The sequence below is a fragment of the Mycobacterium sp. AT1 genome (genome assembly GCF_002043095.1).
Lineage (GTDB): Bacteria > Actinomycetota > Actinomycetes > Mycobacteriales > Mycobacteriaceae > Mycobacterium.
This window is the reverse complement of the sequence record NZ_MVOC01000033.1, coordinates 36,442-59,142: the sequence shown is the minus strand read 5'-3', so window position 1 is coordinate 59,142 and position 22,701 is coordinate 36,442. Positions and strand designations below refer to the sequence as shown.

The window sequence follows — 22,701 nt, the reverse complement described above, 5'->3', positions numbered from 1 at the left end:
CCCACGACATCACCGCCGAACGAGCCACCAACCACCGCCTCCGCACCACCACACCCACACCCCCGGCCGCCGTCGACGACGACCCCAGCCCTCCACCCTTCTGAGCGGTCCACGCCGCCACGGCTGGGATCTGATCAGTTCGGCTGTGCCACATGCCCGTCGAGGCCGTTGCCGCGGATGCGAACCTGGCCTTGAGCCGCGGCCGCCTGTCCCCGATGGGCTTCCAGGCTCGGCGGGTTTCCGTGGCAGCACGCCACATTCGGGTGTAGGGGCGGCGTCAGGCGGCTGCGGCGGCGTCAGGCGGCTGTGGCGGCGTCAGGCGACCTGTCCGCGGACCACCGGCAGGCCGGGGTCGGTCGCCACCGACAGCTGCGACGGCGGCGCACCCGCGGCGATCAGGTGCGCGGCGAACGAGGCGATCATCGCGCCGTTGTCGGTGCACAACCGGGGCCGTGGCACCCGCAGCGTCAAACCGGCTGCCGCGCAACGCTCCTCGGCGAGTTCGCGCAGCCGCGAGTTGGCCGCGACACCGCCCGCGATCAACAGCGTCGACACGCCGAGGGCTTCCGCGGCGCGGACGGCCTTCTTCGTGAGCACGTCGGCGACCGCTTCCTGGAAGCCCGCAGCGACGTCGGCGGTCGCGGCGTCGGGGTGCGACTCCACATACCGGGCGACGGCCGTCTTGAGCCCCGAGAAGCTGAACGCGTAGGGGTCGTCGCGGGGACCGGTCATTCCCCGCGGGAAGACGATGGCGTCTCGGTCGCCCGTACGGGCGAGGTCGTCGAGCACCCTGCCACCCGGGTAGCCGAGGCCGAGCAGTCTGGCGATCTTGTCGTACGCCTCACCGGCCGCGTCGTCGACGGTGCTGCCGATCTCCTCGATCGGCTCGCCCAGCGATCGCACGTGCAGCAGGTTGGTGTGCCCGCCCGACACCAGCAGCCCCACACTCTCTGGCAACGGTCCGTGGTCGTAGACGTCGGCGGCGAGGTGCCCGCCGAGGTGGTTGACCGCGTAGAACGGCACCTCCCAGGCGGCCGAATACGCCTTGGCGGCAGCAACACCCACCAGCAGGGCGCCAGCCAGGCCGGGTCCGATGGTGGCGGCGACCACGTCGGGCTTCGACACACCGGCGGTGGCCAGCGCCCGGCGCATCGTCGGGCCGAGAGCCTCGAGATGTGCGCGTGACGCGATCTCGGGGACGACGCCGCCGAACCGGGCATGCTCGTCGACGCTGGAGGCGACCTCGTCGGCCAGCAGCGTGACGGTGCCGTCGTCGTCGAGCGCGCAGATCCCGACTCCCGTTTCGTCACAGGAACTTTCGATGGCCAAGACGATCATCGTGCCTCTTTCCCCGCTACTCGCCGCATCGTGTAGGCGTCGGCACCGCTGACCCGGTAGTACCGCTTGCGGACGCCAAGCACGGCGAAGCCGACGCTCTTGTACAGGCCGATCGCCGCCGCGTTGTCCGTGCGCACCTCGAGGAAGACGTCTCCCCCGTCGGCGATGGCGAGCAGCTGGTCGAGGAGGGTACGGCCGATGCCCCGCCCCTGGAAGCGCTCGTCGACGCCGATGGTGTGCACCTCGTACTCGAACGGTGGTTTGCGGCCCAGCCTGCTCACACCGGCGTAGCCGACCAGTTCGCCCTCGAGTCGTGCCGACACGTAGTGGTTGTGCGCCGACTCCAGCTCGCGGATGAACGCCACTGCGGGCCATGGGTCGTCGCCGGGGAACAGCTCGGCCTCAAGGGCGGCGCAGCGGTCGGCGTCACCGATCGTCAGCGGTCCGTACTCGACGGTCACGGCCGCACCGACTGCTGCTGAGGCTTGGCGTCGGGACGCCGAAGGTACAACGGCACCAACGGTTCTGGCGGGGTGTCCCAGTCGACGGCGCGTACCAGCCCGGACGCGGTCGGCACGGTGGGCGGCAATTGCGGCAAACCGAAGAGCGCAGTGTGCTCGGGTGAACCGGCGACCGCCGACGCGTCGGCGGGCACGTCGGCGGGTGCGTTGACCGCGGGACCGTCGACCCGGACTCCGTCGCGGTAGCGCGCCCAATACACCTCGCGGCGGCGGGCGTCGGTGACCACCAGCACGTCGCCCGCGGTGTCCACCCCGATCGCGTCGAGACTGCAGACGCCGAACACCGGAAGCCCGAGTGCGTGTCCGTACGCCGCGGCGGTCGCCATGCCGACGCGCAGCCCCGTGAACGGGCCGGGACCACACCCGACGACCACGGCCTCGAGGTCGGCCATCGCCATCCCGGCATCGGCCAAGGCGCCCAACACATTCGGAGTCAGTTGCTCGGCGTGGGCCCTCGGGTCGACGGTGACCCGCTCGCCGAGGACTTCGACACCGGAAGGCCCGCGGCGGACCACCCCCGCGGTGACGGCCGGGGTGGCGGTGTCGATCGCCAGGACGACGGTCATCTTCCCGCCCACTTCCAGGTTGCAATTCGGACGTCCGTGGCGCCGCCACGCTCGAGCCTGATGTCCAAATGGCGCTCGGACAACCGCTCCGCGAGCCCCTCGCCCCATTCGACCACCACGACGGCGTCCTCCAGATCGGTGTCCAGATCCAGGGAGTCGAGTTCGGCGAGCAGATCCGCCCCGGCGTGGTCGAGCAGCCGGTACACGTCGACGTGCACCATGGCGGGTGTGCCCTCCCGTAGCGCCGGGTGGACCCGCGCCAACACGAACGTCGGCGAGGTGACCGCGCCACCCACGTGCATCGCCTTGGCGATTCCCTTGGCCAGCACCGTCTTCCCCGCACCCAGTGGCCCCGACAAGACGACGACGTCACCGGCGACGAGGTCGGCTCCCAGGCTGGCGCCGAAGGCGAGGGTGTCCTCCGCGGTCGGCAGCTCCGCGGTTCCCTCGAGGATCTCAGCCATGGCTGCGCACCCGCTGCCGCAGCCGACGCGTCATCGCGACCAGCTTGGACGGCGTCGCCCGCTCGACGAGTCGCACCAACGCGTCGTCGACGATCTCCGGTTGCTCCAGTTGAACGAGATGTCCTGCGCCGCCGATGATGACGAGCTCGGACTTCGGCAGCTCAGCGGCCATGGCCTCCGAGTACTCCTTCGGTGTCAGCAAGTCGTGGTCACCGCAGACGATCAGCGTCGGCACCTTGGCGAGAACGGGAAGGGCTGCCGTCTCGTCGTGCACCTCGAGGGCGTGCAGAAAGCCGACCAGGGTGGCGATAGGCGTGTCGTGCATCATCCTCTCGGAGAACGCGACGACGCTCCTGCTGACCTTCTCGTCGCCGTAGGACGCCGCCCGCAGCACCGGGCCGATCACCGAACTCGCCGCACCGCGGGTGCGGTGGACCATCTTCGGCGCGTAGCGCACGGCGAAGCGGGCGGCTTCCAGCACGGGGTTCTTCAGGACCTCGCCGAGCGGAGAACGCGAAACCCCTTCGGCTGCTGAGGAAATCAGGGCGACGCCGACGACTCGGCTGGGATAGCGCTGCGGATGCTGGCGGGCATGGGACAACACCGTCATCCCGCCCATGGAGTGTCCGACGAGTACCACCGGCCCGCGTGGCGCCATCACCGACAGCACCGTCTCGAGATCCTGTCCCAGCTGGGGGACGGTATAGGACTCGGGTGACGCCTCGCCGGATTGACCGTGCCCGCGCTGGTCGTAGAACACCATGCGGACCTGCGACCCCCACTGTTCGGTCAGCCGCGCCCGTTGAAAGTAGAACGCCCCCATGCGAAGACTGAAACCATGGGCGAAGACCACCGTCAGCGGCGCGTCCTCCGGACCGACCTCCCTGACAGCGAGGGGAACGCCGTCCGACGTCGTCACCACGCATCCTCGGTCGGCGTCGAGAATCTCGAAGTCCTCGTCCAGGTGTGGGTCGACGTCGGTGACGCGGCGTGTCAGGGAGCGCGCCACGGTGGCACCGGCCAGTCCGCCGACCGCCGAGATGCCGGCGACGCCGGCCAACCACTGACCTCTTCGCTTGCGGCTCAACGACTTCCGCCCGACTCGTCGACGTACACCCGAGACACCCGGCCGCGTGGACTGGTGACGACCTCGTAGTTGATGGTGCCCAACGTCGTCGCCCAGTCCTGCGTCGTCGGTCCACCGTCGTCGCCGGGCCCGAAGAGGACGGCGGTGTCCCCCTCACTCACGTCGACCGGTCCCGGCCCGAGGTCGACCACGAACTGGTCCATGCAGATTCGGCCGACGTTCGGTCGGAGTTTGCCGTTGATCAGGACCGACATCCGACCGCTCAGACCGCGGAACACGCCGTCGGCGTACCCCAGCGGGATGAGGGCGACGGTGGTGTCGGCGTCGGCGACCCACGTGTGGCCGTAGGAGACCCCGTCGCCCGCCGCGAGCCGGCGGACGAGGGCGACCGGGCACCTCAACGTCATGGCGGGTCGCAGGCCCATGTCGCCCCTGGCCGGAATCGGGGTCTGCCCGTACACCGCGATGCCGGGACGCACCATGTCGAACGCCAGGTCCGGCCGCGTCATGGCGGCCGGAGAGTTGGAGAGGTGGTGCATCTCGAACTCGACGCCGGCCTCGCGGGCCTGCGTGCGCATCTCCGCGAAGCGTCGAGCCTGGCGGTCGTTGGCCTGGCTGGTCGGATCGTCACCACAGGCCAGGTGAGACATCAGGCCGCGAAGCCTGATCGCCCCGTCCGCAGCCGCGTTGCGCAGCGCAGGCAGCAGGGCCGGGAACTCGGCGGCACCGACGCCGTTGCGGCTCAGGCCGGTGTCCACCTTGACGGTGACGGTCGCGGTGCGGCCCGTGCGTCGGGTCGCGTCGAGCACCTCGCCCAGCTGCCGGGTCGACGACACCCCCAGTTGGACGTCGGCCATCAGGGCGGGTGCGAAGTCGGTGCCCGGCGCATGCAACCAACACAGCACCGGGGCTGTGACACCGTCCCGACGCAGGTCGAGCGCCTCGGAGAGGGTCGCGACGCCGAGTTCCGACGCGCCCGCCTCGACGGCGGCCTGGCCGACGCGCGCCGCGCCGTGACCGTAGCCGTCGGCCTTGACGACGGCCATCACATCGGCAGACCCGGCGAGCTCGCGCAACAGGCGCACGTTGTGCCGGATCGCGCCGAGATCCACCACCGCGGTCGGGACGGCGGTGGAGGTCGGCAGTTCGGTCGGAGGCACGGTCATCAGGCCACGATTGTCTCAGAACCGCCTGCGGCGGCGTTCGAGCCGCCCTAGTGGGCGAACGGCTGCACCTCGTCGAAGTGCCCGTTGGGCTTCAACTCGTCGAGTGTCTTGAGCACGGTCAGCAGGTCGTCTCGCAGTGCTCTCGCCAGGTCGGTGGAGAAGCCCTCGCGGACCACGACCCGCAGCACGGTGACGTCGGTGGCGTCGGCAGGCATCGTGTAGGCGGGTACTTGCCAGCCGTAGGCCCGCAACGCGTGCGAGACGTCGAACTCGGTGTAGCCGCGGTCGCCCGTGAGCTTGAAGCTGACCACCGGTATCGCCGAGCCGTCGGAGATCAGCTCGAAGTGCTCACCGTCCCGCAGCTGATCGCCCAGCCAACGCGCCGTCGTCGACAGGCACGACATCACCTGGCCGTAGCCGGCTCGGCCGAGGCGCAGGAAGTTGTAGTACTGCCCGATGACCTGGTTGCCGCCCTTGGAGAAGTTGAGCGTGAAGGTGGGCATGTCGCCACCCAGGTAGTTGACGCGGAACACCAACTCCTCGGGCAGGTAGTCGGCGTTGCGCCAGACGACGAAGCCGATGCCCGGATAGGTCAGGCCGTACTTGTGGCCGCTGACGTTGATCGACACCACGCGGGGCAGGCGGAAGTCCCAGATCACCTCCGGGTGCAGGAACGGCACCACGAAGCCACCACTGGCGGCGTCGACGTGCACCGGAACGTCCACTCCGCCTTGGGAAGCCAGGTCGTCGAGGGCCGCGCAGATCTCCGCGACCGGCTCGAGTTCACCGGTGTAGGTGGTGCCAAGGATGGCGACGACGCCGATGGTGTCCTCGTTCACCGCGCCGAGAACCTGCTCGGGGGTGATGACGTAGCGCCCCTCCTCCATCGGGAGGTAGACGGGTTCCACGTCGAAGTAACGGCAGAACTTCTCCCACACCACCTGAACGTTGGAGCCCATCACCAGATTCGGCCGCCGCGTGCGCCAGCCGTTCTTTCCGTCGCCGACCTTCTGCCGCCACAGCCAGCTCATCGCCAGACCGGCGAGCATCACGGCTTCACTCGAGCCCACCGTCGACACTCCGACGGCGCTGCTCGGGTCGTCGTCGCGGAGGTTCTCGGCGTGGAAGAGGTCGGCGACCATGCACACGCACCGCTGCTCGATGGCGGCGGTGGCCGGATATTCGTCCTTGTCGATCATGTTCTTGTCGAACGTCTCGGCCATCAGCTTCTCGGCCTCGGGGTCCATCCACGTCGTGACGAACGTCGCGAGGTTCAGTCGCGAGCTGCCGTCGAGCATGAGCTCGTCGTGGATGAAGCGGTAGGCGGCCTGCGGTTCCATCGATTCGTCGGGCATGCGCAGCGTCGGCACTGGCGAGGTCGAGAGCCGGCCGGTGTATGCCGGAGAGATCGAAGCCGACGGTGTGTGCCTGTGTGACATCTGGTGTCCCTTCTAGAGATTCGCGATTGACGAACGGATGTGGCCGAGGATTCCCGAGGCCGACGTTGGGGCGGGCCGTGGTCCCGGGCTGGCAGCCGACAGGCCGGCGGCACGGGCGTGGACGAACGCGGCCATCGCGGCGGCCTCACCGCTGGGCAGCCCGGCGGCCAGCAGCGACCCGATGACACCCGACAGCACGTCGCCCGAGCCTGCGGTCGCCGCCCAGGACTGGCCCGCCGGGTTCAGGTAGACGGGTGGCGTCGACCTGTCCCCCGTCGCTTCGCTCGCCCCAGGATGTTCGGCGATGACCGTCACGTTGCCCTTCAGCAGGACGGTGGCACCGAACTGGTCGGCCAACGCCTGGGTGGCGGCTACCCGGTCGTCTCCCGGCGGGTGGCCGGCCAGCCGGGCGAACTCGCCGGCGTGCGGGGTCAACACCGTCGGCGCCGTGCGACCGCGAAGGAGCTCCGGGTGGGCGGCCAGGATCGTGAGCGCGTCGGCGTCGACGACGACCGGCAGGTCCGTGTCGAGCGCGAACCGCAGGGCGCCCTCGCCGGCATCGTCGGTCCCGATCCCCGGCCCGACCACCCACGTCTGAACGCGACCCGCGTCCTCGGCCGACGACGTGGCGATCACCTCGGGCCAGTGCGAAACGACCTCGGCGGCAGCGGTTCCCGCGTAGCGGACCATGCCAGAGGTGGCGGCCACGGCGGCGCCCGTGCAGAGGATCGCCGCGCCGGGGTAGGTGCTCGAGCCGGCCAGGATGCCGGTCACGCCCTGGGTGTACTTGTCGTCGCGGGGCCCGGGGATGGGCCACCGGGCGGCGACGTCGACCGCTTCCAGACTGACCAGGTCGGCGTCGGGCAGGTCGAGACCGATGTCGACCAGCTCCACCCGGCCGCAATCTCCCAGGGCGTGAACCGGTTTGCGGCCGCCGAAGGTGACGGTCAGCGCGGCCCGGACGTGCGGTCCGTCTGCCGCGCCGGTGGTGACGTCGAGCCCGCTGGGCAGGTCGACCGCCACGACGGGGACGCCGGCATCGTCGACGGCGGCGAAGACGGCTTCGGCGTCGGGGCGCAGTGGCCCGCTGGCGGAGATGCCGACGACGCCGTCGATCACCAGATCCGTTGCCTGCGGCAGGCTTTGGACGGCTTGCCCGCCGGAGCGGGTGAACGCGGCCAGTCCGGCGTGATGGACTCGCTGCGGGTTGAGCACGATCGCGGACGCACGCACGCCACGTCGGCGGAGGAACGTTGCCGCCCAGAGGGCGTCGCCGCCGTTGTCGCCGGAACCGATGACCGCGCAGATCCGCCGGCCGGCGATCCCTCCGGTACGGGCGTGCAATTCGCGCGCGATCGCACCGGCCAGGCCGAAGGCGGCCCGGCGCATCAGCACGCCGTCTGGCAGGCTGGCCAGCAGCGGCGCCTCCGCCTCACGGATGACGTCCGCGGTGTAGTAGTGGCGCACCCGGCCTACGTTACGTGCCGACCCTGTCTGCTTCGGCCTAGTACGGGCGATGACACGCGTTCGACGGCGTAGAGGCGCCGCACGGTGACCCTGTTCATCTCGGAGGTCGCCGTTCTCGGGCTGCCGGCCTCACGCCGCGGTGCTCAGTAGAGCGAATCGAGATGATGGACCGCGGCGATCGAGATTCCCAAGGGTTGGAGGCTGTGGCGGAGATCTTGGTCGAAGACGGCGGCGACGCTCTCGGGCGTGTAGCGAACACCAACCCGCGGTTCAACGACTGCCGGGTGCGACGTGACGCTGACCAGATCCTTGTCCACGCGGATCACCTGTCCGTTGAGGTGCGCAGCGCGGTCACTGAGCAGATACGTGACCACGGCAGCGTTGTCGCTCTCCGACGGATAGTCACGCTCCTCCGGGTTGCTGCCGAGCTGAGCCTCGAGATCGTCCGTCATGTTCGTATGCGCGTTGGGCGAAATGGCGTTCACCCGGATGCCCTTCGGACCCAGTTCGGCCGCCCATGCATACGTCAGGCTGCTCACTGCTCCTTTGGACGCGCCGTAACTAGCGAATTCGGCATGCCCGCACTGGTTTCCAGAGGACACGTTGACGATGGCGCCACCGCCGCCGGCGACCATGGCGCGTGCTGCGTGCACACTCGGAGCGATAGTGCCGTGAATGTTCACCCTCATCACGGCCGCGACCGCCGTCGGCTCGGTGTCCAGCATCGAGCCGACCTGACCGATGATCCCCGCATTGTTGACCAGACCGTCGATCTCCCCGAATTCATCGAGGCAGGTAGCGATCAACAGTGCCGACGCCGCCCAATCGGAGACGTCGGCAGCGAACGAAACGGCCCGTCCGCCGTGCGCGCGAACGTCCGCCGCGACACTTTCGGCGGCCTCCGGGTCGAGATCGTTGACGACGACCGCCGCGCCCTCGGCCGCAATGCATCGCGCGTAGGCAGCTCCCAGTCCAGACCCCGCGCCGGTGACGACGACCCGTCGCCCGTCGAGGATGCCCATCACGTCAGCCCTTCCTGCGTCGAGCCGAGGGGTGCCCCCAGCCGCGAGAGACGTCCTGCAGCGGCAACCGAACCTCGATCACTCGTCATGCGCCGCGGCCTCCTCCCGCCCGATTCGGGCGTAGACGGCGGGCTTCTTCCAGCGGCATATCAGTGCGACACCCGAGCCCGCCAAGATGAATGCCCAGCACAACGCCATGGCAACGACGGCCGACGTACCGGCCAGACCACTGAGCAGGTCGAAACGCACACTCGCGGAGATCAACACCGCGGTCAGGATCAGGCAGACGAAGAACATGAGCGCGGCGTGCATCCGCGACGAGGATCCCGTCCTCATCATGTAGACGCCGGCAGCGAGCGACACGACCACGAGCATGATGATCATGCCGTAGGACAGAAGGCCCGCCGTCGTCGCGTACAGCGTGCCCGAGGCCACGGGCGCGACCGCCATGACGGCAACACCTACCAGCGACAGCACGCTGATGACCATCGACGCTATGTAGGGGGAGCCCTGCCGCGGGTGCGTCACGCCGACCGACGTGGGCAGGATCCCGTCCTGACCGAAGTTGTAGACGTATCGGGTGAGCACGTTGTGGGCCGCGAGCCCGAGCGCGAAGGACGACGTGACCAACAGGACGTTGGCCACGACGTAGCCTCCCTCACCGACGTAGTCGCGCACGCTGGCGGCTGCCGCCCCCGTGACGTCCTCCTCCAGCGCGGCCATGACGGCATTGGGTCCGTAGGCGTTGACGAACGCCCACGCCAGGAGCGCATAGGAGATCGCGATCAGCGCCACCGTGCCGTAGGTGGCTCGTTTGATCGTCCGGTCGGGGTTGGTGACCTCCTCCCGGAAGATGACCGTGGCCTCGAAGCCTCCAAAGCACAGAATCGCGAACAGCAAGCCGGCCGCAAGGCTGCCGGAGAAGATCGAGTCCGGGGTGAAGCTGGTGAAGCCGATTCCGCTGGCACCGCCTCGAACGAACACCGCGACGATGTAGACCAGGATCATCAGGAACTCGCAGCCGAGAAACACGTACAACACCCGGGCCGAAAACTGGATGTTCAGAAAGCCGAGTACGCCGATGGCGGCCACCATGACAACGCCCGCCACCCACCACGGAATGGCGGGCGCTCCGAGTTCGGTCTCCAGCAGATTCATCAGTCCGATTGGGCCGATGCAGTACGCACCGAGGAGTGCGCAGAAGTACGTCAGGATCGCCGCGAAGCCCACTCCGAGTCCAGGAACCTTGCCCAGCCCTACCGACACGATGGCGTAGAAGCCACCCGGCCGCTTCATCGACTGCGAGAGGTTGAGGAGTCCAGTTCCGAGTGCCATCAGCAGGGCGCCGGCGACGAGGAACAGCACAGGGGTGCCCGCGCCGTTGCCTATGAGCATCGCTACTGGCAAGGCCCCCAGGAAGACCACCGCGGGCGCGTTGTAGGCGATGACCGTGAACATCACGTCGAAGACCCCCATTCCACCTCTGAGGCGGCCATCCGAGGGTTTGGTGTCCAATCTGCTTTCAGTGCTCATGGCGAATTAGGCTCCTTTGGGTCATGGGTTGCTTCTGGTGTTGTTAGACAGGGGTCTTCGGCATCGAGTCGACGGCGCCGTGGGACAGCAACTCACCGACCTTTCGTGCCGCGAGCTGCCCGCTCTCGATGGCACCCTCCATCCAGCCCATCCATCGCGGAGCGATGTCGGATCCGGCGAAGGCAACCCGCCCCTCGGCGGCCATGAGGCCACTGTGCCAGCGGGTCAGTTGCCCTGGCGCGAAGGCGACCCACGTGCCGCGGGCGAACTCGTCGGCGTTCCAGTCGTGGCCGTCGACACCGATCACCTCGGCGTCGCCGGGCAAAAAGGCCTTCACCTTCGCTGCGATGTCAGCGGGATCGGTGATGTCGACGACCTCGGGAGAGTGGGCGAACCCAACCATCACGGATCCGTCGTCGATCTCGAATTCCGTTGATAAATAACACATCCCGCCGTCCCAGGCCCACGATGCGAAGTAGTCGGGTGCGCCCGTCACCAGAGTCCAAGGCTTCACCGAGTGTCCGTTGTGCCCGACTGCCGTCGCCCGGACCTTCGGTTCGCTCAACGCGGGCGAGAACTCCACGTCACACCAGGTGTTCAGTGGCGTCGCGACGATGGCCGTCGCGGCTCGGACGGTGTCGCCGCTTCTCGTCGTGACCAGCACGGTGTCGCCATCTTGCTCGATCCTCGCCACTGGACACGACAGCCTTATGTCGGCATCGGCCTCGGCAACCAGGCAGTCGACGAGCGATTTCGTGCCGTTCGCGAATTTCTCGGTGAGCACCGTGCTCATGGTCCACGGACTGTTGCCCATACCGGCGATCCACGTCAGGAACTGAACGGTCGACACCTCGCCGGGCAGGCACCCGTAGTTCAGCGCGACGAAGGCCGAGAAGAACGCGCGAGTCGCGTCGGCGAGGTCCTTCGAGTCCATCCACTCCGCGAATGACACGTCGAGGTCGTCGACCTGCTGTAGGTCCAACGGGGTACCGAAGTCGATTCGCAGAGAATCGTGAATCAGGTGGTAGACGCCGCGTTCGAATCCGGCGATGTCCTCGTAGGGCACCGGCAACCAGCCGTCGCGCTCCGTGCCGTCCAGCCGCATGCGCCAGGTCTGCGGGGCCGGACTCTGAATCGTGCCAAGGGAATAGCGCGCCTTCTCCTTCGCCACGCACGGCTGTCGATGATCGACGCTCCAGGTGCCCCCCAGCTCCACATACTGCTCGGTTCCACCAAAGCGGCGATACCACGTACGCCCGCCAAGGCGATCCCGCGCCTCGAGGAGTAGCACTGTGCGACCCTGCTCTCGCAGATCGCGCATCGCCGTCAGTCCAGCCAACCCGCCACCGACGACGATGACGTCCAGCACGCCCTCTACCATGTTGGCATCCTTTCCGAATTAGACTGCAAGACTGGCCATTACGTGTTTGATTCGGGTGTAGTCCTCGAACCCGTACATCGAGAGGTCCTTGCCATACCCCGAGTGCCGAAATCCGCCGTGCGGCATCTCGGCGACGAGCGGAATGTGGGTGTTGATCCACACGCACCCGAAGTCCAGTTCCGCCGAGAACCGCATCGCGCGACCGAAGTCGCGGGTCCACACCGACGATGCGAGCCCGTAGCGGACGTCGTTGGCCGCCGTCAACGCGTCCGCGTCGTCATGGAAGGTCTGCGCGGTGATGACCGGACCGAAGATCTCGTGCTGTGCCATCTCGTCGCCCTGGCGCATCCCAGTGATGACCGTGGGTAGGACGAAGAACCCGCGGTCCCCCTGGCGGCCACCACCGGTGGTGACCATCGCATGCGATGGAATCCGATCCAACATGGCGGTAACCCGATCGAACTGCGCTGCGTTGTTCAGAGGCGGCACGAAACCGTTTGAATGACGCCCATTTGCGTAGGTAGTCTCGATCGCGGCCACCCTTGCCGTCAGCCGTTCGGTGAACTCAGCCTGCACGCTTTCGTGCACCAGCACGCGGGTGGCGGCGGTGCAATCCTGGCCGGCGTTGAACAGCCCCGCGGTCGCGATGGTCTCGGCAGCCGCGTCTAGGTCGGCATCCTCGAACACGATCACCGGCGCCTTTCCCCCGAGCTCCAAATGCACGCGCTTGACGTCAGCCGCTGCCGACTGCGCCACCGACATTCCTGCTTGCACAGAGCCGGTGATCGACACCATCTGCGGAATGGGATGGGCCACCATCCGCTGGCCGGTCCCCCGGTCGCCTGCGACGACGTTGAGCACCCCGGCGGGCAGTACGCCAGCGGCGATCTCGGCCAGTAGGAGCGCCGAGACCGGGGTCGTATCACTCGGTTTGAGCACCACGGTGTTTCCCGCCGCGACGGCAGGCACGAACTTCCAGATCGCCATCATCATCGGGTAGTTCCAGGGGGCGATCTGTCCGACCACGCCGACCGGCTCTCGACGAATCCACGAGGTGTGGCCCGCCATGTACTCCCCTGCAGACAGCCCATCGAGCACGCGCGCGGCGCCTGCGAAGAACCGGATCTGGTCCACCATCGGGGGGATCTCCTCGACGGCGATCAACGCGGTCGGCTTACCGGTGTTCCTGCTCTCGGCCTCGACGAGATCGCCCGCCCGCGCCTGTAGAGCGTCGGCGAAGGCCAGCAGCGACGACTGACGTTCCGCGGGTGTGGTTCGCCGCCACGACGCGAATGCTGCCTGCGCCGACACGTAGGCCCGGTCCACGTCGTCCTGAACCGATATCGGAGCATCACCGTACTGCTCGCCCGTCGAAGGATCGACCAGTGGCGAACGTTCCGACGTCGACGCGTCGACGTACTCACCCCCGATGAAATTCCTGAGTTCCATTACGCTCCTTCGGTATCCCAGTTGACGGGTGCAATCGACAGCAGCAGCTGCGTGCCCTCCATGCCGCCGTAGCGGACTGTCGCACCCCTCGTGATCACGAGCAGGTCGCCGACGGAGGCCGTCGAGGTGCACTCGTCCTCGCCGGCGAGTTCGACGATCCACGCCTCGCCGCTGATGACGTAGAGCGACTCTTCGTAGGCCAGCGTCCAAGGGTCGGACACCCCGGTGCTGTCGAACACCATCAGGTAGGTGCCGAGCAGGTCGAGGTTCGCTGCGGAACTCCAGTGCGCGATGCGCGCCGGCCCGAACGGCTCGGCGGGCGCGTGCGCGAGCAGTGGGCGCCGCACCCCTGTCCGTCGCGCGTCGAACGCGGAGACGCTCATCGCACTTCCTGACGATGGCGCTCGACCGTCCAGTCTGCGAAGTCGTCGCATCGACTCTGGTCCCAGAATCGGCGCATCGAGAACGGCCAGACCGATACGACCCGACCACTGGCGCCCTTGTACCAGTTGTCGACTCGAGGATCGCCCCAGGCCATTGCCGCGTTCTCCCGATCGATCTCCTCCACGAAGTCCGCCACCACGCGTTTGGGCACGTCGATCGACACCGCGTCGTGATCAGCGGCGAACTCGATCATCCGTAGGATGCGGTCCACGGCGCACTCGATCAGGAATACGAGGCTTCCGTTGACGACCAGGTTGGTGTTCGGGCCGTAGAGCATCGCGAAGTTCGGGAAGCCGTGCACGCTCATGCCGAGATAGGTCTCGGCGCGGTCCTCCCACTGCTCGGTCAGCTCTCTGCCATCCTCGCCGATCACGGTCATCGGTGAGAGGAACCGATCAGCTTGGAAGCCCGTCGCGAACACCAGGACGTCGACCTCGACGTGCCGTCCGTCCGTGGTCACGATCCCGGTAGCCTCGACGTGATCGATGCCCTCGGTGATCAAGGTGACGTTGGGGCGCTTGAGGGTTCGCGCCCACGCTCCGTCATCTCGCAGGATGCGTTTGCTTCCAGGCGGATACGCCGGGACGACGACATCGGCCAGCTCCGGTCGATCACTGAACTGCTCGCGCAACGAGGCCTCCAGGACGTTTCGGAACTCGGCGTTGACCTCGGAGACCGATCCCGGGGCCGTCCAGTCCGGGTCGGCGTGCGTGAAGCGCAACCTGCCCTCCATCGACACCCAGAACTGGTAGAAGCGCAGCCATCGTCGGTAGGCCGGAATTCGTTGCAGCAGTGTCACATACGCTGCGGGGAGTTCGGAGGAGTAGCCGGGTGTGGGCAGGATCCACGGAGGCGTCCGCTGGAACACCGCCAGCGATTCCACCTCTCCCACGATCGCAGGGCCGATCTGGTAGCCACTCGCACCGGTGCCGACCAACGCAACACGCTTGCCCGCCAACGACGCACCGTCCGGCCACACCGCCGAATGCCAACTCTCTCCGGTGAAGGTCGCCAGCCCAGGGATGTCGGGCAGTTTCGGCCTGTTGAGCTGTCCGACCGCGGAGGCCACGAAGTCGAACTCCTCGGTCGATCCGCCCACCTCGACGCACCATCGCTCACCAGTCCAGCTCAGTGACGACACCTCGCAACCGAACCGCACGAACGGCAACACGCCTTCCTCGTCAGCGACGCCCTGTATGTAGCTGCGCACTTCCGCCTGCGTCGAAAAGTAGTGTCGCCAAATCGTTTGCGCAAAGGAGAAGCTGTAGCCGAAGTTGGAGGTGTCCAGCCGACACCCGGGATAGCGGTTCTCCAACCACGTGCCGCCGAGGTCGTGATTCTTCTCGAACAGCACGAACTCGACACCCGCCTGCCTCAGGCGCACTGCCAGTGCGACCCCCGAGATTCCGCCGCCGATGATCGCGACGCGTCGCCCCGCGGCACGGTCACCGAGATCTGGTGGCGGCCGGTCGACATCGACACCCCAGTTCAGTTCGCGGCGCAGAATCGGCAGGTAGCCTGCGTCGCGCTCACCGGTCATGAACTCCAAACAGTCGAGGAGAAACGCGTCCGACAGCGGCCGCAGTTCGAGTGCCGATTCGTCCAGCTCGGCCAGCTGCTCGGCGAGTTCCTTGCGAAGTGCGGCAATGGCTTCCGGGCTCAACCCGCCCTGAGCGAGAGCGCCGACAGCAGGTGTCAGCAGGGCTGGTCGGAAGCGTGCTTCCAGGACTCCGGCGTCGTGCTCCATCGACGCGACCGCCAGCAACAGCGGGATCAACTCCGCCACTGCGAGACCGTCCGCGATCTCATCGCGTGTGAGTACCGCCGCTCCGGTGGAATGGGCGCCAGATGGACACATGGGGATTACCTCTCTCAGACGAGCGATGGAAAAGTCAGCACGCCGCGGCTTGAATCGGCCCACGGTTCTTCATGGTCTACGTCCCAATACCTGATGCCCTCGATCTCCAGGCCATCTGGATTCGGTCCGTACATCGAGATCATCCGGGCGTACTCCGGCGCCCAATACCTGCCGGTGAGTCCGCCCGGCACGCGGACGAGATCTCCGGCGCGCCGGACTCGTCCATGACGTCGCGGGATTGATCAGGTTGGCCCACAATCCCTTCCACTCCGGGCCCACCTGCTGAAGCGGTTCAGCTGGCCAGTACTCCGGTGCAGGGGCCATTGCGGTCGAGGTGGACGTCGACGTCGAATGAGGGTTGTGCCCGGGCGGACGCGCAATCTTATTGCCGCTCATGATCATTGCCTCTCCCGAACCGTGCCGGAACGCCCGCAGGGCTACCGTGCGTTGCGATGCCGGATATTGGTGACGCGAGCCGACGTGATCGGGGCTGGCATCGTCAGAGCAGCGTAAGCAGGGTGAGAGAGACCAACTTGACGATGAGCGACATCGATCTTTGCAATTCGTGCCATGCGTGCGGGATCAGACCGCGGCGGCTGGGGACGCTACTGGTGAAGCGCCCGGTAGACCTTCGGCGGACTGCCGTAGCGGGCTGCGAACGCACGACTGAATACCTGCAGGCTGGAGTAGCCGAATTGGCTTGCGATGAAGCTGATTGACCTGTTGCGAAACTTCGTCGACAGCATCATTTGCCGACACGCGTCCAGTCGCATATCCCTCACCACTGCGGCCACGGTGGTCCCGTGACGCGCGAACACCCTATGCACCGTCCGCGGGGAGAAGTAGAACTCTTCGGCGATCGACTCGACGGACAGCGTCGGGTCATCGAGGTTGTGTTCGATGAAGCGCACGATCTCGTCGTATCGATGTCGCGATCCGAGCTCCGGCAGATTCGGTTGGGTCAATTCGAGCGCGGCCGTGACGAGGAGGTCTGCGATGCTCTTGGAGAGCCGCACGGCACCGGATCTCGAGAGTCCGCCATCCACGCGGTAGAGCTCCATCAGCATCGGTGAGAGCAACCTCCCCATCGGAGCATCCGCGCCGAAAGTCCGTGCAGTCACCTCGTGTGACTCAGCCTCGTTCAGGGCGATCAACTCGCGTGGCCACATGAGATCGATCAGACGCGTCGGTTCATGCATCACCATCGAGTAGGGTCGAGCGCTCTCCAGGAGCGTGAACTCGCCCGGGCCCAGCAACGCGGTGCGCCCATCCTGGACGACCATGCCCGAACCCGTCGCGACCATGCTCAGGATCATCTCGTCGGCCGGGTCGCTGTTGATCAACGGTCGAGTGCGGCTGAACATCTGTGGCGTCCCATGCAGGCTGACCGTCTTCAACCGGTCGAAGTCACGCCGCTCCAACGACGCGGAGAACGCACTATTGGCCACTGGCTCCACATCGACCGCCCCGTACGTCTCCACCAAGGCATCCGACCAGGACCCGATGTTCTGAGTCTGTATTTGCGAGGACCACGCCTCCGGGGCGGCGTCGTGGCTTAACTCATGCGCGTCCGGCGGTATCTCTTCAAGCATGGACACCCCTTCGAGCGGGTCCCGGTCGGGCGGCGCGTAGGCATCAGGATAGCCAATTACGAGCACAGTGCCATGTGATGGCCATGTTCCGCTGCAGTGACGGCCGGCGTCGGCTGCGGATCCGAGTGCGCTGAGCGCGATCTACATGTGCAGTCGTTCCGCGAGGAAGCATGGAGCCCACGACGGCGAACACACACGATCAGTTGAGCACGATCGCGGACGCGCGCACGCCGTTTCGGCGGCGGAACGTTGCCACCCAGAGGGCATCGCGGCCGTTTTCGCCGGAACCGATGACCGCGCAGATCCCCCGGCCGAAGGTGGCCTGGCGCATGAGTACACCGGTGTAGTAGTGGCGCACCCGGCCGACGTTACGTCGTGATGCTGCGTGCGACCGCGGCGATTGTGCAAATGGCGACGGTTGAGCGGCGTGGCGCGTCGTCAGATTCAGAAAGGAGTGGGCGCGCCGCGGCGTTCCTAGTCCATGCCGGTGCGGCCGGGGGTCCAGAAGGGCTTGGTGACGATCTGGCGGCGATCCCAGCCACGCTCGTCGGTCAGGATCCGGCGGAGGCGCTGGATGGTGCGGGCCTCGCCGGCCAGGTACGCCACGCCGGGCTGGTCGGGCAGGTCGAGCGCGCGCAGCGCGTCAGCCAGCACCGCTGAGTCTGCCGCCGAACCAGCGCGCTGGACGTGCGTCAGGCGGTGGGCTAGGGGTAGCGGGGTGGCGTCCGGCTCGCCCTCGACCACGCCGTGAACGTCGGCCTCGGCGGGCAGCGATCGCAGCATCGCGGCAAACGCAACCGATGCCGTCTCCTCCCCGGCGAAGAGGTGATACGGCGCGTCTTGGCGCACCACCAGGTTGCCCTGCGGGCGAGTGAAGTTCACCTCGTCACCGACGGAAACGGTTGCAGCCCAACGCTTGGCCGGTGTCGCAGCTTGACCGTGGTCGAACATGACGACGTCGAGCGTGCCCGCGTCGGGGTCGGCCTGGTAAATCGAATAGGTCCGCAGCGTGTCCCGCGGGCGGAGTCGCACCACCGATTCGCGAAACCCGGCCACCTGCAACCGAATGTGCTGACCCGGCGTCCAGGTCAACCCTTTCAGCCGGTGCCCGCGCAGTTGAATGCGGCGCATGGTGGGAGTGGGTTGGTCGACGACGGTAACGGTGCCCGACAGGAACAGCGCGTCACGCACCGCGTTGAGCAGTGGGGTGGCGCCGACGAGGGTGGCCATTGAACTACGCCGTCCGCACGGACAGTTCGTTGCCGCGCCCCGGCTCGAATGGCAACGGGACCGAACGGTAGCCGTTGACAGGATCGCGGACGTAGCTCAGGTAGTCGCCAGAGGCGTTCTCGCCGAGCAAGAGCGCGCCGGGGCGCAGTCGGGGTTCGAGGAGTTGAAGTACCGGCAGATAGAGGCTGAACGCCCCGTCGAGCAGCACCAGGTCCACGTCCCCGAGGTCGCCGCGCAGCGTCTCCAGGGCGTCTCCGACCCGGACGTCGACGATGTCGGCCAGTCCCGCTGCCGCCAGGTTCTCGTTGGCGCGCTGCGCCTTTGTCGACTCGAGCTCGGTGCCGACCAGGTGGCCGCCCCCGTTGTCGCGCAGCGCCGCCGCGAGGTGAATCGTCGAAACGCCGAAGGACGTGCCGAACTCCACGACGTTCGTCGCCTGCCGGGCTCGCACGCAGACGTAGAGGAATTGCCCGAACTCGGCGGACACGTTCAGGTAGTTGTCGGCGAATCCGCGGTAGAGGCCCCGATAGTCGGCCGCCTCCCTGGCCAGGATCTCGGCCACGGGATCGACGTCACCCCATTCGTCGGCGATCTGTGCCATCAACGCGCCGTCGGCGGTCGCGGCCTCGTCGAACAGTCGCGTGAGTACGCCGGCCACCGGCGCCGAATCGAGGGTGTCCATGCCATCGCCTCCAAAGTTAGGTAACCCTTACTTCGAGGAAGGGTACGCCGCCCGGCGGCCCCGTAAAGGGCTACGTCGCCGCGCCCGCCGTCCGCCCGTAATGCCTGCGGGCCTTCATCCGGTTGCCGCAGCCACTCATCGAGCACCACCGACCGGTGCCTCCGCGGCTGCGGTCGAGCAGGAACAGGTGACATTCGCCGTTCGCGCACGGCCGGAGCCGGCCCGGCATGGTGGACTGCAAATCACCCCAGGCGAGCACCATCCGCGCCGACCAGTCGGCGTCGAGGCGCCACGCGACGGCGTCGCCGACGATCTGGGGCGTTTGGGTGACGCCGCGCAAATAGGCGTCCAGGACGTCGCCGGGGACCTCACCGCGCACCACCCGCTGCAGGTCGTCGCGCAGCCCCCGGGCGTCGTGGACCCGCTGCCCGGCCGCTCCGTTGGCGCGCAGCCACGTCCCGTCGAGCGCCTCGGTGGGCGTCCCGTCGACGACGGGCGTGGTGTTCAGCAGGTCGAGAAGCGCCTCCGACCAGTCACGTTGCATGCTAACCACCATAGACCACTTGACAGGTTAGATACCAGCGCGTTCACTGCTAACCACCAAAACATTTCAAAGGGGTTAGACATGACTCAGCTGGATCACCGCACGCACCACCGCTACGCCGAGATCGCCGGCCGCCAGATCTTCTACCGCGAGTCGGGACGAACGGACGCGCCCACCGTCGTCCTGCTGCACGGCACCCCGGCCAGTTCTCACATGTACCGCAACCTCATTCCTGCCCTTGCCGACAGCTACCACGTCATCGCCCCGGACTACCCCGGGTTCGGCCACTCCGAGCGGCCGCCCGTCGGCGAGTTCGACTACACCTTCGACTCACTGGCCGATCACGTCGACGCCCTGCTCGACCACCTTGGGCTGACGCGCTACGCGCTGTACGTCCAGGACTACGGCGCACCCGTCGGGTGGCGGCTCGCACTGCGGCACCCCGAGCGCATCGCCGCGATCGTCACGCAGAATGGCAACGCCTACGTCGAGGGCTTCGTCGGCGACGCGATGGAACCGTTGTTCGTCTACGGCCGGGACCGTTCCGAGGCCAACGCCAAGCCCCTTCGCGACCTCATCAGCGCCGATGGGCTGAAATGGCAATACACGCACGGTGTTTCGGACCCGAGCGTCGTCGACCCCGACGTCTGGGTCAACGCGCACGCCGCCGTCGCCGACACCGACGAGGCCGTCGAGGTGCAGCTGGCGCTGTTCGCCGACTATGCCACCAACGTCGAGCTGTATCCGCGCGTGCACGAATACTTCCGCACCTCGAACGTGCCGCTGCTGGCAGTGTGGGGCCGCAACGACCAGATCTTCGGCCCCGACGGCGCATTGGCCTTCGGTCGCGACCTGCCCGCCGCCGAGATCAATCTCCTCGACGGCGGCCACTTCCTGCTGGAGAGCAAGCTCGACGCCGTCGTAGCGCTGATCCGCCCGTTCCTGGCGCAGCACCTCGGCTGACGACGGTTGCGCGTCAACGCAATTCGGAGGCCGCGACCCACTCCGTCGGCCGCAACAGCACGATCTCGGGGATGACGCAGGCCCGCGACAGCCGGGTGGTCAGGCGCACGGTCTCGGCCACGTCGCGCGGGGTGATCATCTCCACCGCGCCGCCCTCGCGATAGTCGTCGGCCATCGGGGTGTCGGTGAGGCCCGGGCAGATCGCGGTGGCCTTGATGCCCTCGCCGGCGAGTTCGTCGTGCAGGGCCTCGGTGAACCCCACCACCGCGGCCTTGGACGCGGAGTACGACGACAACATCGCCTCACCGCGCTTGCCAGCGTTGGATGCGGTGTTGACCACCTGCGCTGAACCGCGTTCGCCAACCGCGTTGCGCAGCAAGGGAAGACACTTAGCGGTCAGCAGGATGACCGCCCGGGTGTTGACGGCGAACTGCTCGTCGACGAAGTCCGCGGTGAGTTCGCCGACTGCCTTGGTGCCCGCCACGCCCGCGTTGTTCACCAGCAGGTCCAGGGAGCCGTGGGACTCGCCGTGCGACGCGGCCACCTCGTCGAGGAATTCCTCGTCTGCGAGTGACCCCGCGATCCAACGCAATTCGGCACCGTCGGCTGGCGCCAGAAGATCGGCGGCGGTCCGCAACCTCTCGGGATCGCGACCGACCATCGTCACCGCGAAGCCCTCCTCGAGGAGCACCTCGGTGATGGCTCGTCCGATACCCCCGTAGGCGCCGGTGACGATGGCTGTGCGCGTTTCACTGGTCATCATGCAGGCTTACCAGAATGCGTCGGTCCGCTCGACGGTGACCGACTTGGCCAGGTTGCGCGGCTCGTCGACGATGCGAGGCAGGCTCGCTCAGGCCGGCTTCCGATTCCAGCTCTTGTGCACGAATTCGAGTCGATTGTCGTCGAGGTCGACGACGTTCGCCGCGTAGTAGCCGTCGGAGAAGTATTGGCGCACTGCGGGAATGCCGTCGTCGCGACCACCGGCCCGCAGGGCCTCGGCGTAGGCCGCGTCCACCAGTGACGGGTCATCGGCGACCAAGCCGAGGTAGATCCCGGTCTCGCCGGCCGTCCGCTGGCGGAGCCAAATGCTGTTGCGCCCCGCTTGACTGCTCAGACCCCAGAGATCGGGAACGGTGTCCGGCCCGTTTTCTGAGTCGTACTTGCCAAATGCTTCCCACCCCAAGGGCTTCAAAGCGGCAAGGTAGAACGTCAACGAGCGCTCGGGGTCGCTCACGGAGAGATAGACGTGGTCGATCATCGGGCACAGCTCCCTGGTTGGTGACCGACAATTGGGCGCAAGCCGCGCTGGCCACGGTCACGGCCCATCGTGCCATCTATCAGACAGTTGTCAAATAGTTTGAGCGGAGGGGCCCTCGCGTCCGGGGTGCCTCATCCATTCGGGAAGCAGCGAATACGCCACCAACGCCACGTCGACGGGGTCGCCGTCGCCGCGTGCACCCGTCGCCAGCAGGGCATAGAGGCCAGCCGCGACGTAGACCTCTTCCGCGGCAGGGTCCAACGTCGTCGGTGCGCCGAATTCGGTTCGGAACCAACGCACCTGGGCCAAGACGACGTCGGCCAAACCGGGCAGAACCGTGCCAGAGGGGTAGCTGTCGGCTAGACGGGCCAACGCTCCGTCGACCCGGAGCAATTCGACGATCTTGCGCAGACTCTGCAAGCCGACGGCAGCGGGGTCCGCACCTGCACGTCGCGCGGCGGCATCCTCACTGAGCAGTTCGTCGAAACTGTCGAGCATCGCGTACCAGGCAGCCTCGTCGAGGCTCGTGAAGTGGTTGTAGAACGTGGCTCGGGTAACCCCGGCCGCAACGCTGACGGCGGGGATCGTGAGATCTCCTTCCCGCGCGACCTGCCGGAGCGCAGCCAGCAGGCGGTCGCGGGATCGACGGAACCGCGGATCGTCCGGCGACGAATCTCTCATCCGGCGCGGCGCCTTC

Annotated in this window: 23 protein-coding genes; 1 reads left to right on the top strand and 22 read right to left on the bottom strand. The window is 67.3% G+C overall.

Annotated features, from left to right (window positions below; genetic code table 11):
* Positions 1-315 precede the first annotated feature (315 nt).
* The 19 genes from tsaD to B1790_RS15575 form a co-directional block, all read right to left on the bottom strand.
* On the bottom strand, positions 316-1,338 hold the full coding sequence (gene tsaD / locus B1790_RS15660) for a tRNA (adenosine(37)-N6)-threonylcarbamoyltransferase complex transferase subunit TsaD (RefSeq protein WP_079924179.1): 1,023 nt from the start codon (positions 1,336-1,338) through the stop codon (positions 316-318).
* Positions 1,335-1,799 carry a ribosomal protein S18-alanine N-acetyltransferase gene (gene rimI, locus B1790_RS15655; protein ID WP_079924178.1) on the bottom strand — a complete coding sequence of 155 codons (465 nt, stop codon included), beginning with the start codon at positions 1,797-1,799 and terminating at the stop codon, positions 1,335-1,337. Before rimI ends, tsaD begins: the two co-directional genes overlap by 4 nt.
* A complete protein-coding gene (gene tsaB / locus B1790_RS15650; RefSeq protein WP_079924193.1) occupies positions 1,796-2,425 on the bottom strand; it encodes a tRNA (adenosine(37)-N6)-threonylcarbamoyltransferase complex dimerization subunit type 1 TsaB in 630 nt (209 codons plus the stop codon). The genes rimI and tsaB overlap by 4 nt, the downstream gene beginning before the upstream one ends.
* The gene (gene tsaE / locus B1790_RS15645; protein WP_079924177.1) at positions 2,422-2,889 is read right to left on the bottom strand and encodes a tRNA (adenosine(37)-N6)-threonylcarbamoyltransferase complex ATPase subunit type 1 TsaE; all 468 of its coding nucleotides are present in this window, start codon (positions 2,887-2,889) and stop codon (positions 2,422-2,424) included. Before tsaE ends, tsaB begins: the two co-directional genes overlap by 4 nt.
* Positions 2,882-3,949 (bottom strand): alpha/beta fold hydrolase, encoded by a 1,068-nt coding sequence (locus B1790_RS15640; protein WP_233165145.1) that lies wholly within the window; start codon positions 3,947-3,949, stop codon positions 2,882-2,884. The genes tsaE and B1790_RS15640 overlap by 8 nt, the downstream gene beginning before the upstream one ends.
* Before the next feature lie 23 nt (positions 3,950-3,972).
* The gene (gene alr / locus B1790_RS15635; RefSeq protein ID WP_079924174.1) at positions 3,973-5,142 is read right to left on the bottom strand and encodes an alanine racemase; all 1,170 of its coding nucleotides are present in this window, start codon (positions 5,140-5,142) and stop codon (positions 3,973-3,975) included.
* Between the two features lie 47 nt (positions 5,143-5,189).
* Entirely contained in the window at positions 5,190-6,581 is a 1,392-nt protein-coding gene (locus B1790_RS15630) for a glutamate decarboxylase (RefSeq protein ID WP_079924172.1), read from the bottom strand.
* A gap of 12 nt (positions 6,582-6,593) precedes the next feature.
* The gene (locus tag B1790_RS15625) at positions 6,594-8,048 is read right to left on the bottom strand and encodes an NAD(P)H-hydrate dehydratase (RefSeq protein WP_079924171.1); all 1,455 of its coding nucleotides are present in this window, start codon (positions 8,046-8,048) and stop codon (positions 6,594-6,596) included.
* Between the two features lie 143 nt (positions 8,049-8,191).
* On the bottom strand, positions 8,192-9,070 hold the full coding sequence (locus tag B1790_RS15620) for an SDR family NAD(P)-dependent oxidoreductase (protein WP_079924169.1): 879 nt from the start codon (positions 9,068-9,070) through the stop codon (positions 8,192-8,194).
* Between the two features lie 78 nt (positions 9,071-9,148).
* Positions 9,149-10,603: an APC family permease gene (locus tag B1790_RS15615; protein WP_079924168.1), complete on the bottom strand. Its 1,455-nt coding sequence runs from the start codon at positions 10,601-10,603 to the stop codon at positions 9,149-9,151.
* A 43-nt stretch (positions 10,604-10,646) separates the two neighbouring features.
* Positions 10,647-11,984 (bottom strand): NAD(P)/FAD-dependent oxidoreductase, encoded by a 1,338-nt coding sequence (locus B1790_RS15610; RefSeq protein WP_079924167.1) that lies wholly within the window; start codon positions 11,982-11,984, stop codon positions 10,647-10,649.
* Positions 11,985-12,002: 18 nt separating this feature from the next.
* Positions 12,003-13,433 carry an aminobutyraldehyde dehydrogenase gene (locus tag B1790_RS15605; protein ID WP_079924166.1) on the bottom strand — a complete coding sequence of 477 codons (1,431 nt, stop codon included), beginning with the start codon at positions 13,431-13,433 and terminating at the stop codon, positions 12,003-12,005.
* Positions 13,433-13,816, bottom strand: a complete 384-nt coding sequence (locus B1790_RS15600; RefSeq protein ID WP_079924165.1) for a hypothetical protein — start codon at positions 13,814-13,816, stop codon at positions 13,433-13,435. Before B1790_RS15600 ends, B1790_RS15605 begins: the two co-directional genes overlap by 1 nt.
* The gene (locus B1790_RS15595) at positions 13,813-15,663 is read right to left on the bottom strand and encodes an NAD(P)/FAD-dependent oxidoreductase (protein ID WP_158083826.1); all 1,851 of its coding nucleotides are present in this window, start codon (positions 15,661-15,663) and stop codon (positions 13,813-13,815) included. The genes B1790_RS15600 and B1790_RS15595 overlap by 4 nt, the downstream gene beginning before the upstream one ends.
* Positions 15,664-16,340: 677 nt before the next feature.
* Entirely contained in the window at positions 16,341-17,393 is a 1,053-nt protein-coding gene (locus tag B1790_RS15590) for a helix-turn-helix domain-containing protein (protein WP_142271327.1), read from the bottom strand.
* Positions 17,394-17,526: 133 nt separating this feature from the next.
* On the bottom strand, positions 17,527-17,685 hold the full coding sequence (locus B1790_RS34700) for a hypothetical protein (RefSeq protein ID WP_158083825.1): 159 nt from the start codon (positions 17,683-17,685) through the stop codon (positions 17,527-17,529).
* Positions 17,686-17,801: 116 nt separating this feature from the next.
* Positions 17,802-18,557, bottom strand: coding sequence for a siderophore-interacting protein (locus tag B1790_RS15585; protein ID WP_079924161.1), 756 nt, complete (start codon positions 18,555-18,557; stop codon positions 17,802-17,804).
* A 4-nt stretch (positions 18,558-18,561) separates the two neighbouring features.
* Entirely contained in the window at positions 18,562-19,239 is a 678-nt protein-coding gene (locus B1790_RS15580) for an O-methyltransferase (RefSeq protein WP_079924160.1), read from the bottom strand.
* Between the two features lie 70 nt (positions 19,240-19,309).
* Positions 19,310-19,783 carry a CGNR zinc finger domain-containing protein gene (locus B1790_RS15575; protein ID WP_233165144.1) on the bottom strand — a complete coding sequence of 158 codons (474 nt, stop codon included), beginning with the start codon at positions 19,781-19,783 and terminating at the stop codon, positions 19,310-19,312.
* 81 nt (positions 19,784-19,864) lie between these two features.
* Here B1790_RS15575 and B1790_RS15570 point away from each other — a divergent pair, with 81 nt between their 5' ends.
* Positions 19,865-20,746: an alpha/beta fold hydrolase gene (locus tag B1790_RS15570; protein ID WP_079924157.1), complete on the top strand. Its 882-nt coding sequence runs from the start codon at positions 19,865-19,867 to the stop codon at positions 20,744-20,746.
* A 13-nt stretch (positions 20,747-20,759) separates the two neighbouring features.
* On the opposite strand, the gene B1790_RS15565 is transcribed toward B1790_RS15570, so the two are convergent.
* From B1790_RS15565 to B1790_RS15555, 3 genes are all read right to left on the bottom strand, one after another.
* A complete protein-coding gene (locus tag B1790_RS15565) occupies positions 20,760-21,506 on the bottom strand; it encodes an SDR family oxidoreductase (protein ID WP_079924191.1) in 747 nt (248 codons plus the stop codon).
* Positions 21,507-21,596: 90 nt separating this feature from the next.
* Positions 21,597-22,004 carry a VOC family protein gene (locus tag B1790_RS15560; protein ID WP_079924156.1) on the bottom strand — a complete coding sequence of 136 codons (408 nt, stop codon included), beginning with the start codon at positions 22,002-22,004 and terminating at the stop codon, positions 21,597-21,599.
* Positions 22,005-22,094: 90 nt separating this feature from the next.
* The gene (locus B1790_RS15555; RefSeq protein ID WP_079924155.1) at positions 22,095-22,685 is read right to left on the bottom strand and encodes a TetR/AcrR family transcriptional regulator; all 591 of its coding nucleotides are present in this window, start codon (positions 22,683-22,685) and stop codon (positions 22,095-22,097) included.
* Positions 22,686-22,701: the final 16 nt, after the last annotated feature.

Bases quoted from the DNA above. Each gene is read 5' to 3' on its own strand.
- tsaE (WP_079924177.1), bottom strand. From the start codon at position 2,889: ATGGCTGAGATCCTCGAGGGAACCGCGGAGCTGCCGACCGCGGAGGAC.
- B1790_RS15600 (WP_079924165.1), bottom strand. From the start codon at position 13,816: ATGAGCGTCTCCGCGTTCGACGCGCGACGGACAGGGGTGCGGCGCCCA.
- tsaB (WP_079924193.1), bottom strand. From the start codon at position 2,425: ATGACCGTCGTCCTGGCGATCGACACCGCCACCCCGGCCGTCACCGCG.
- tsaD (WP_079924179.1), bottom strand. From the start codon at position 1,338: ATGATCGTCTTGGCCATCGAAAGTTCCTGTGACGAAACGGGAGTCGGG.
- B1790_RS15615 (WP_079924168.1), bottom strand. From the start codon at position 10,603: ATGAGCACTGAAAGCAGATTGGACACCAAACCCTCGGATGGCCGCCTC.
- B1790_RS15565 (WP_079924191.1), bottom strand. From the start codon at position 21,506: ATGACCAGTGAAACGCGCACAGCCATCGTCACCGGCGCCTACGGGGGT.
- alr (WP_079924174.1), bottom strand. From the start codon at position 5,142: ATGACCGTGCCTCCGACCGAACTGCCGACCTCCACCGCCGTCCCGACC.
- B1790_RS15605 (WP_079924166.1), bottom strand. From the start codon at position 13,433: ATGGAACTCAGGAATTTCATCGGGGGTGAGTACGTCGACGCGTCGACG.
- B1790_RS15620 (WP_079924169.1), bottom strand. From the start codon at position 9,070: ATGGGCATCCTCGACGGGCGACGGGTCGTCGTCACCGGCGCGGGGTCT.
- B1790_RS15580 (WP_079924160.1), bottom strand. From the start codon at position 19,239: ATGGACACCCTCGATTCGGCGCCGGTGGCCGGCGTACTCACGCGACTG.
- B1790_RS15570 (WP_079924157.1), top strand. From the start codon at position 19,865: ATGACTCAGCTGGATCACCGCACGCACCACCGCTACGCCGAGATCGCC.
- B1790_RS15585 (WP_079924161.1), bottom strand. From the start codon at position 18,557: ATGGCCACCCTCGTCGGCGCCACCCCACTGCTCAACGCGGTGCGTGAC.
- B1790_RS15630 (WP_079924172.1), bottom strand. From the start codon at position 6,581: ATGTCACACAGGCACACACCGTCGGCTTCGATCTCTCCGGCATACACC.
- B1790_RS15555 (WP_079924155.1), bottom strand. From the start codon at position 22,685: ATGAGAGATTCGTCGCCGGACGATCCGCGGTTCCGTCGATCCCGCGAC.
- B1790_RS15560 (WP_079924156.1), bottom strand. From the start codon at position 22,004: ATGATCGACCACGTCTATCTCTCCGTGAGCGACCCCGAGCGCTCGTTG.
- B1790_RS15610 (WP_079924167.1), bottom strand. From the start codon at position 11,984: ATGGTAGAGGGCGTGCTGGACGTCATCGTCGTCGGTGGCGGGTTGGCT.
- B1790_RS15575 (WP_233165144.1), bottom strand. From the start codon at position 19,783: ATGCAACGTGACTGGTCGGAGGCGCTTCTCGACCTGCTGAACACCACG.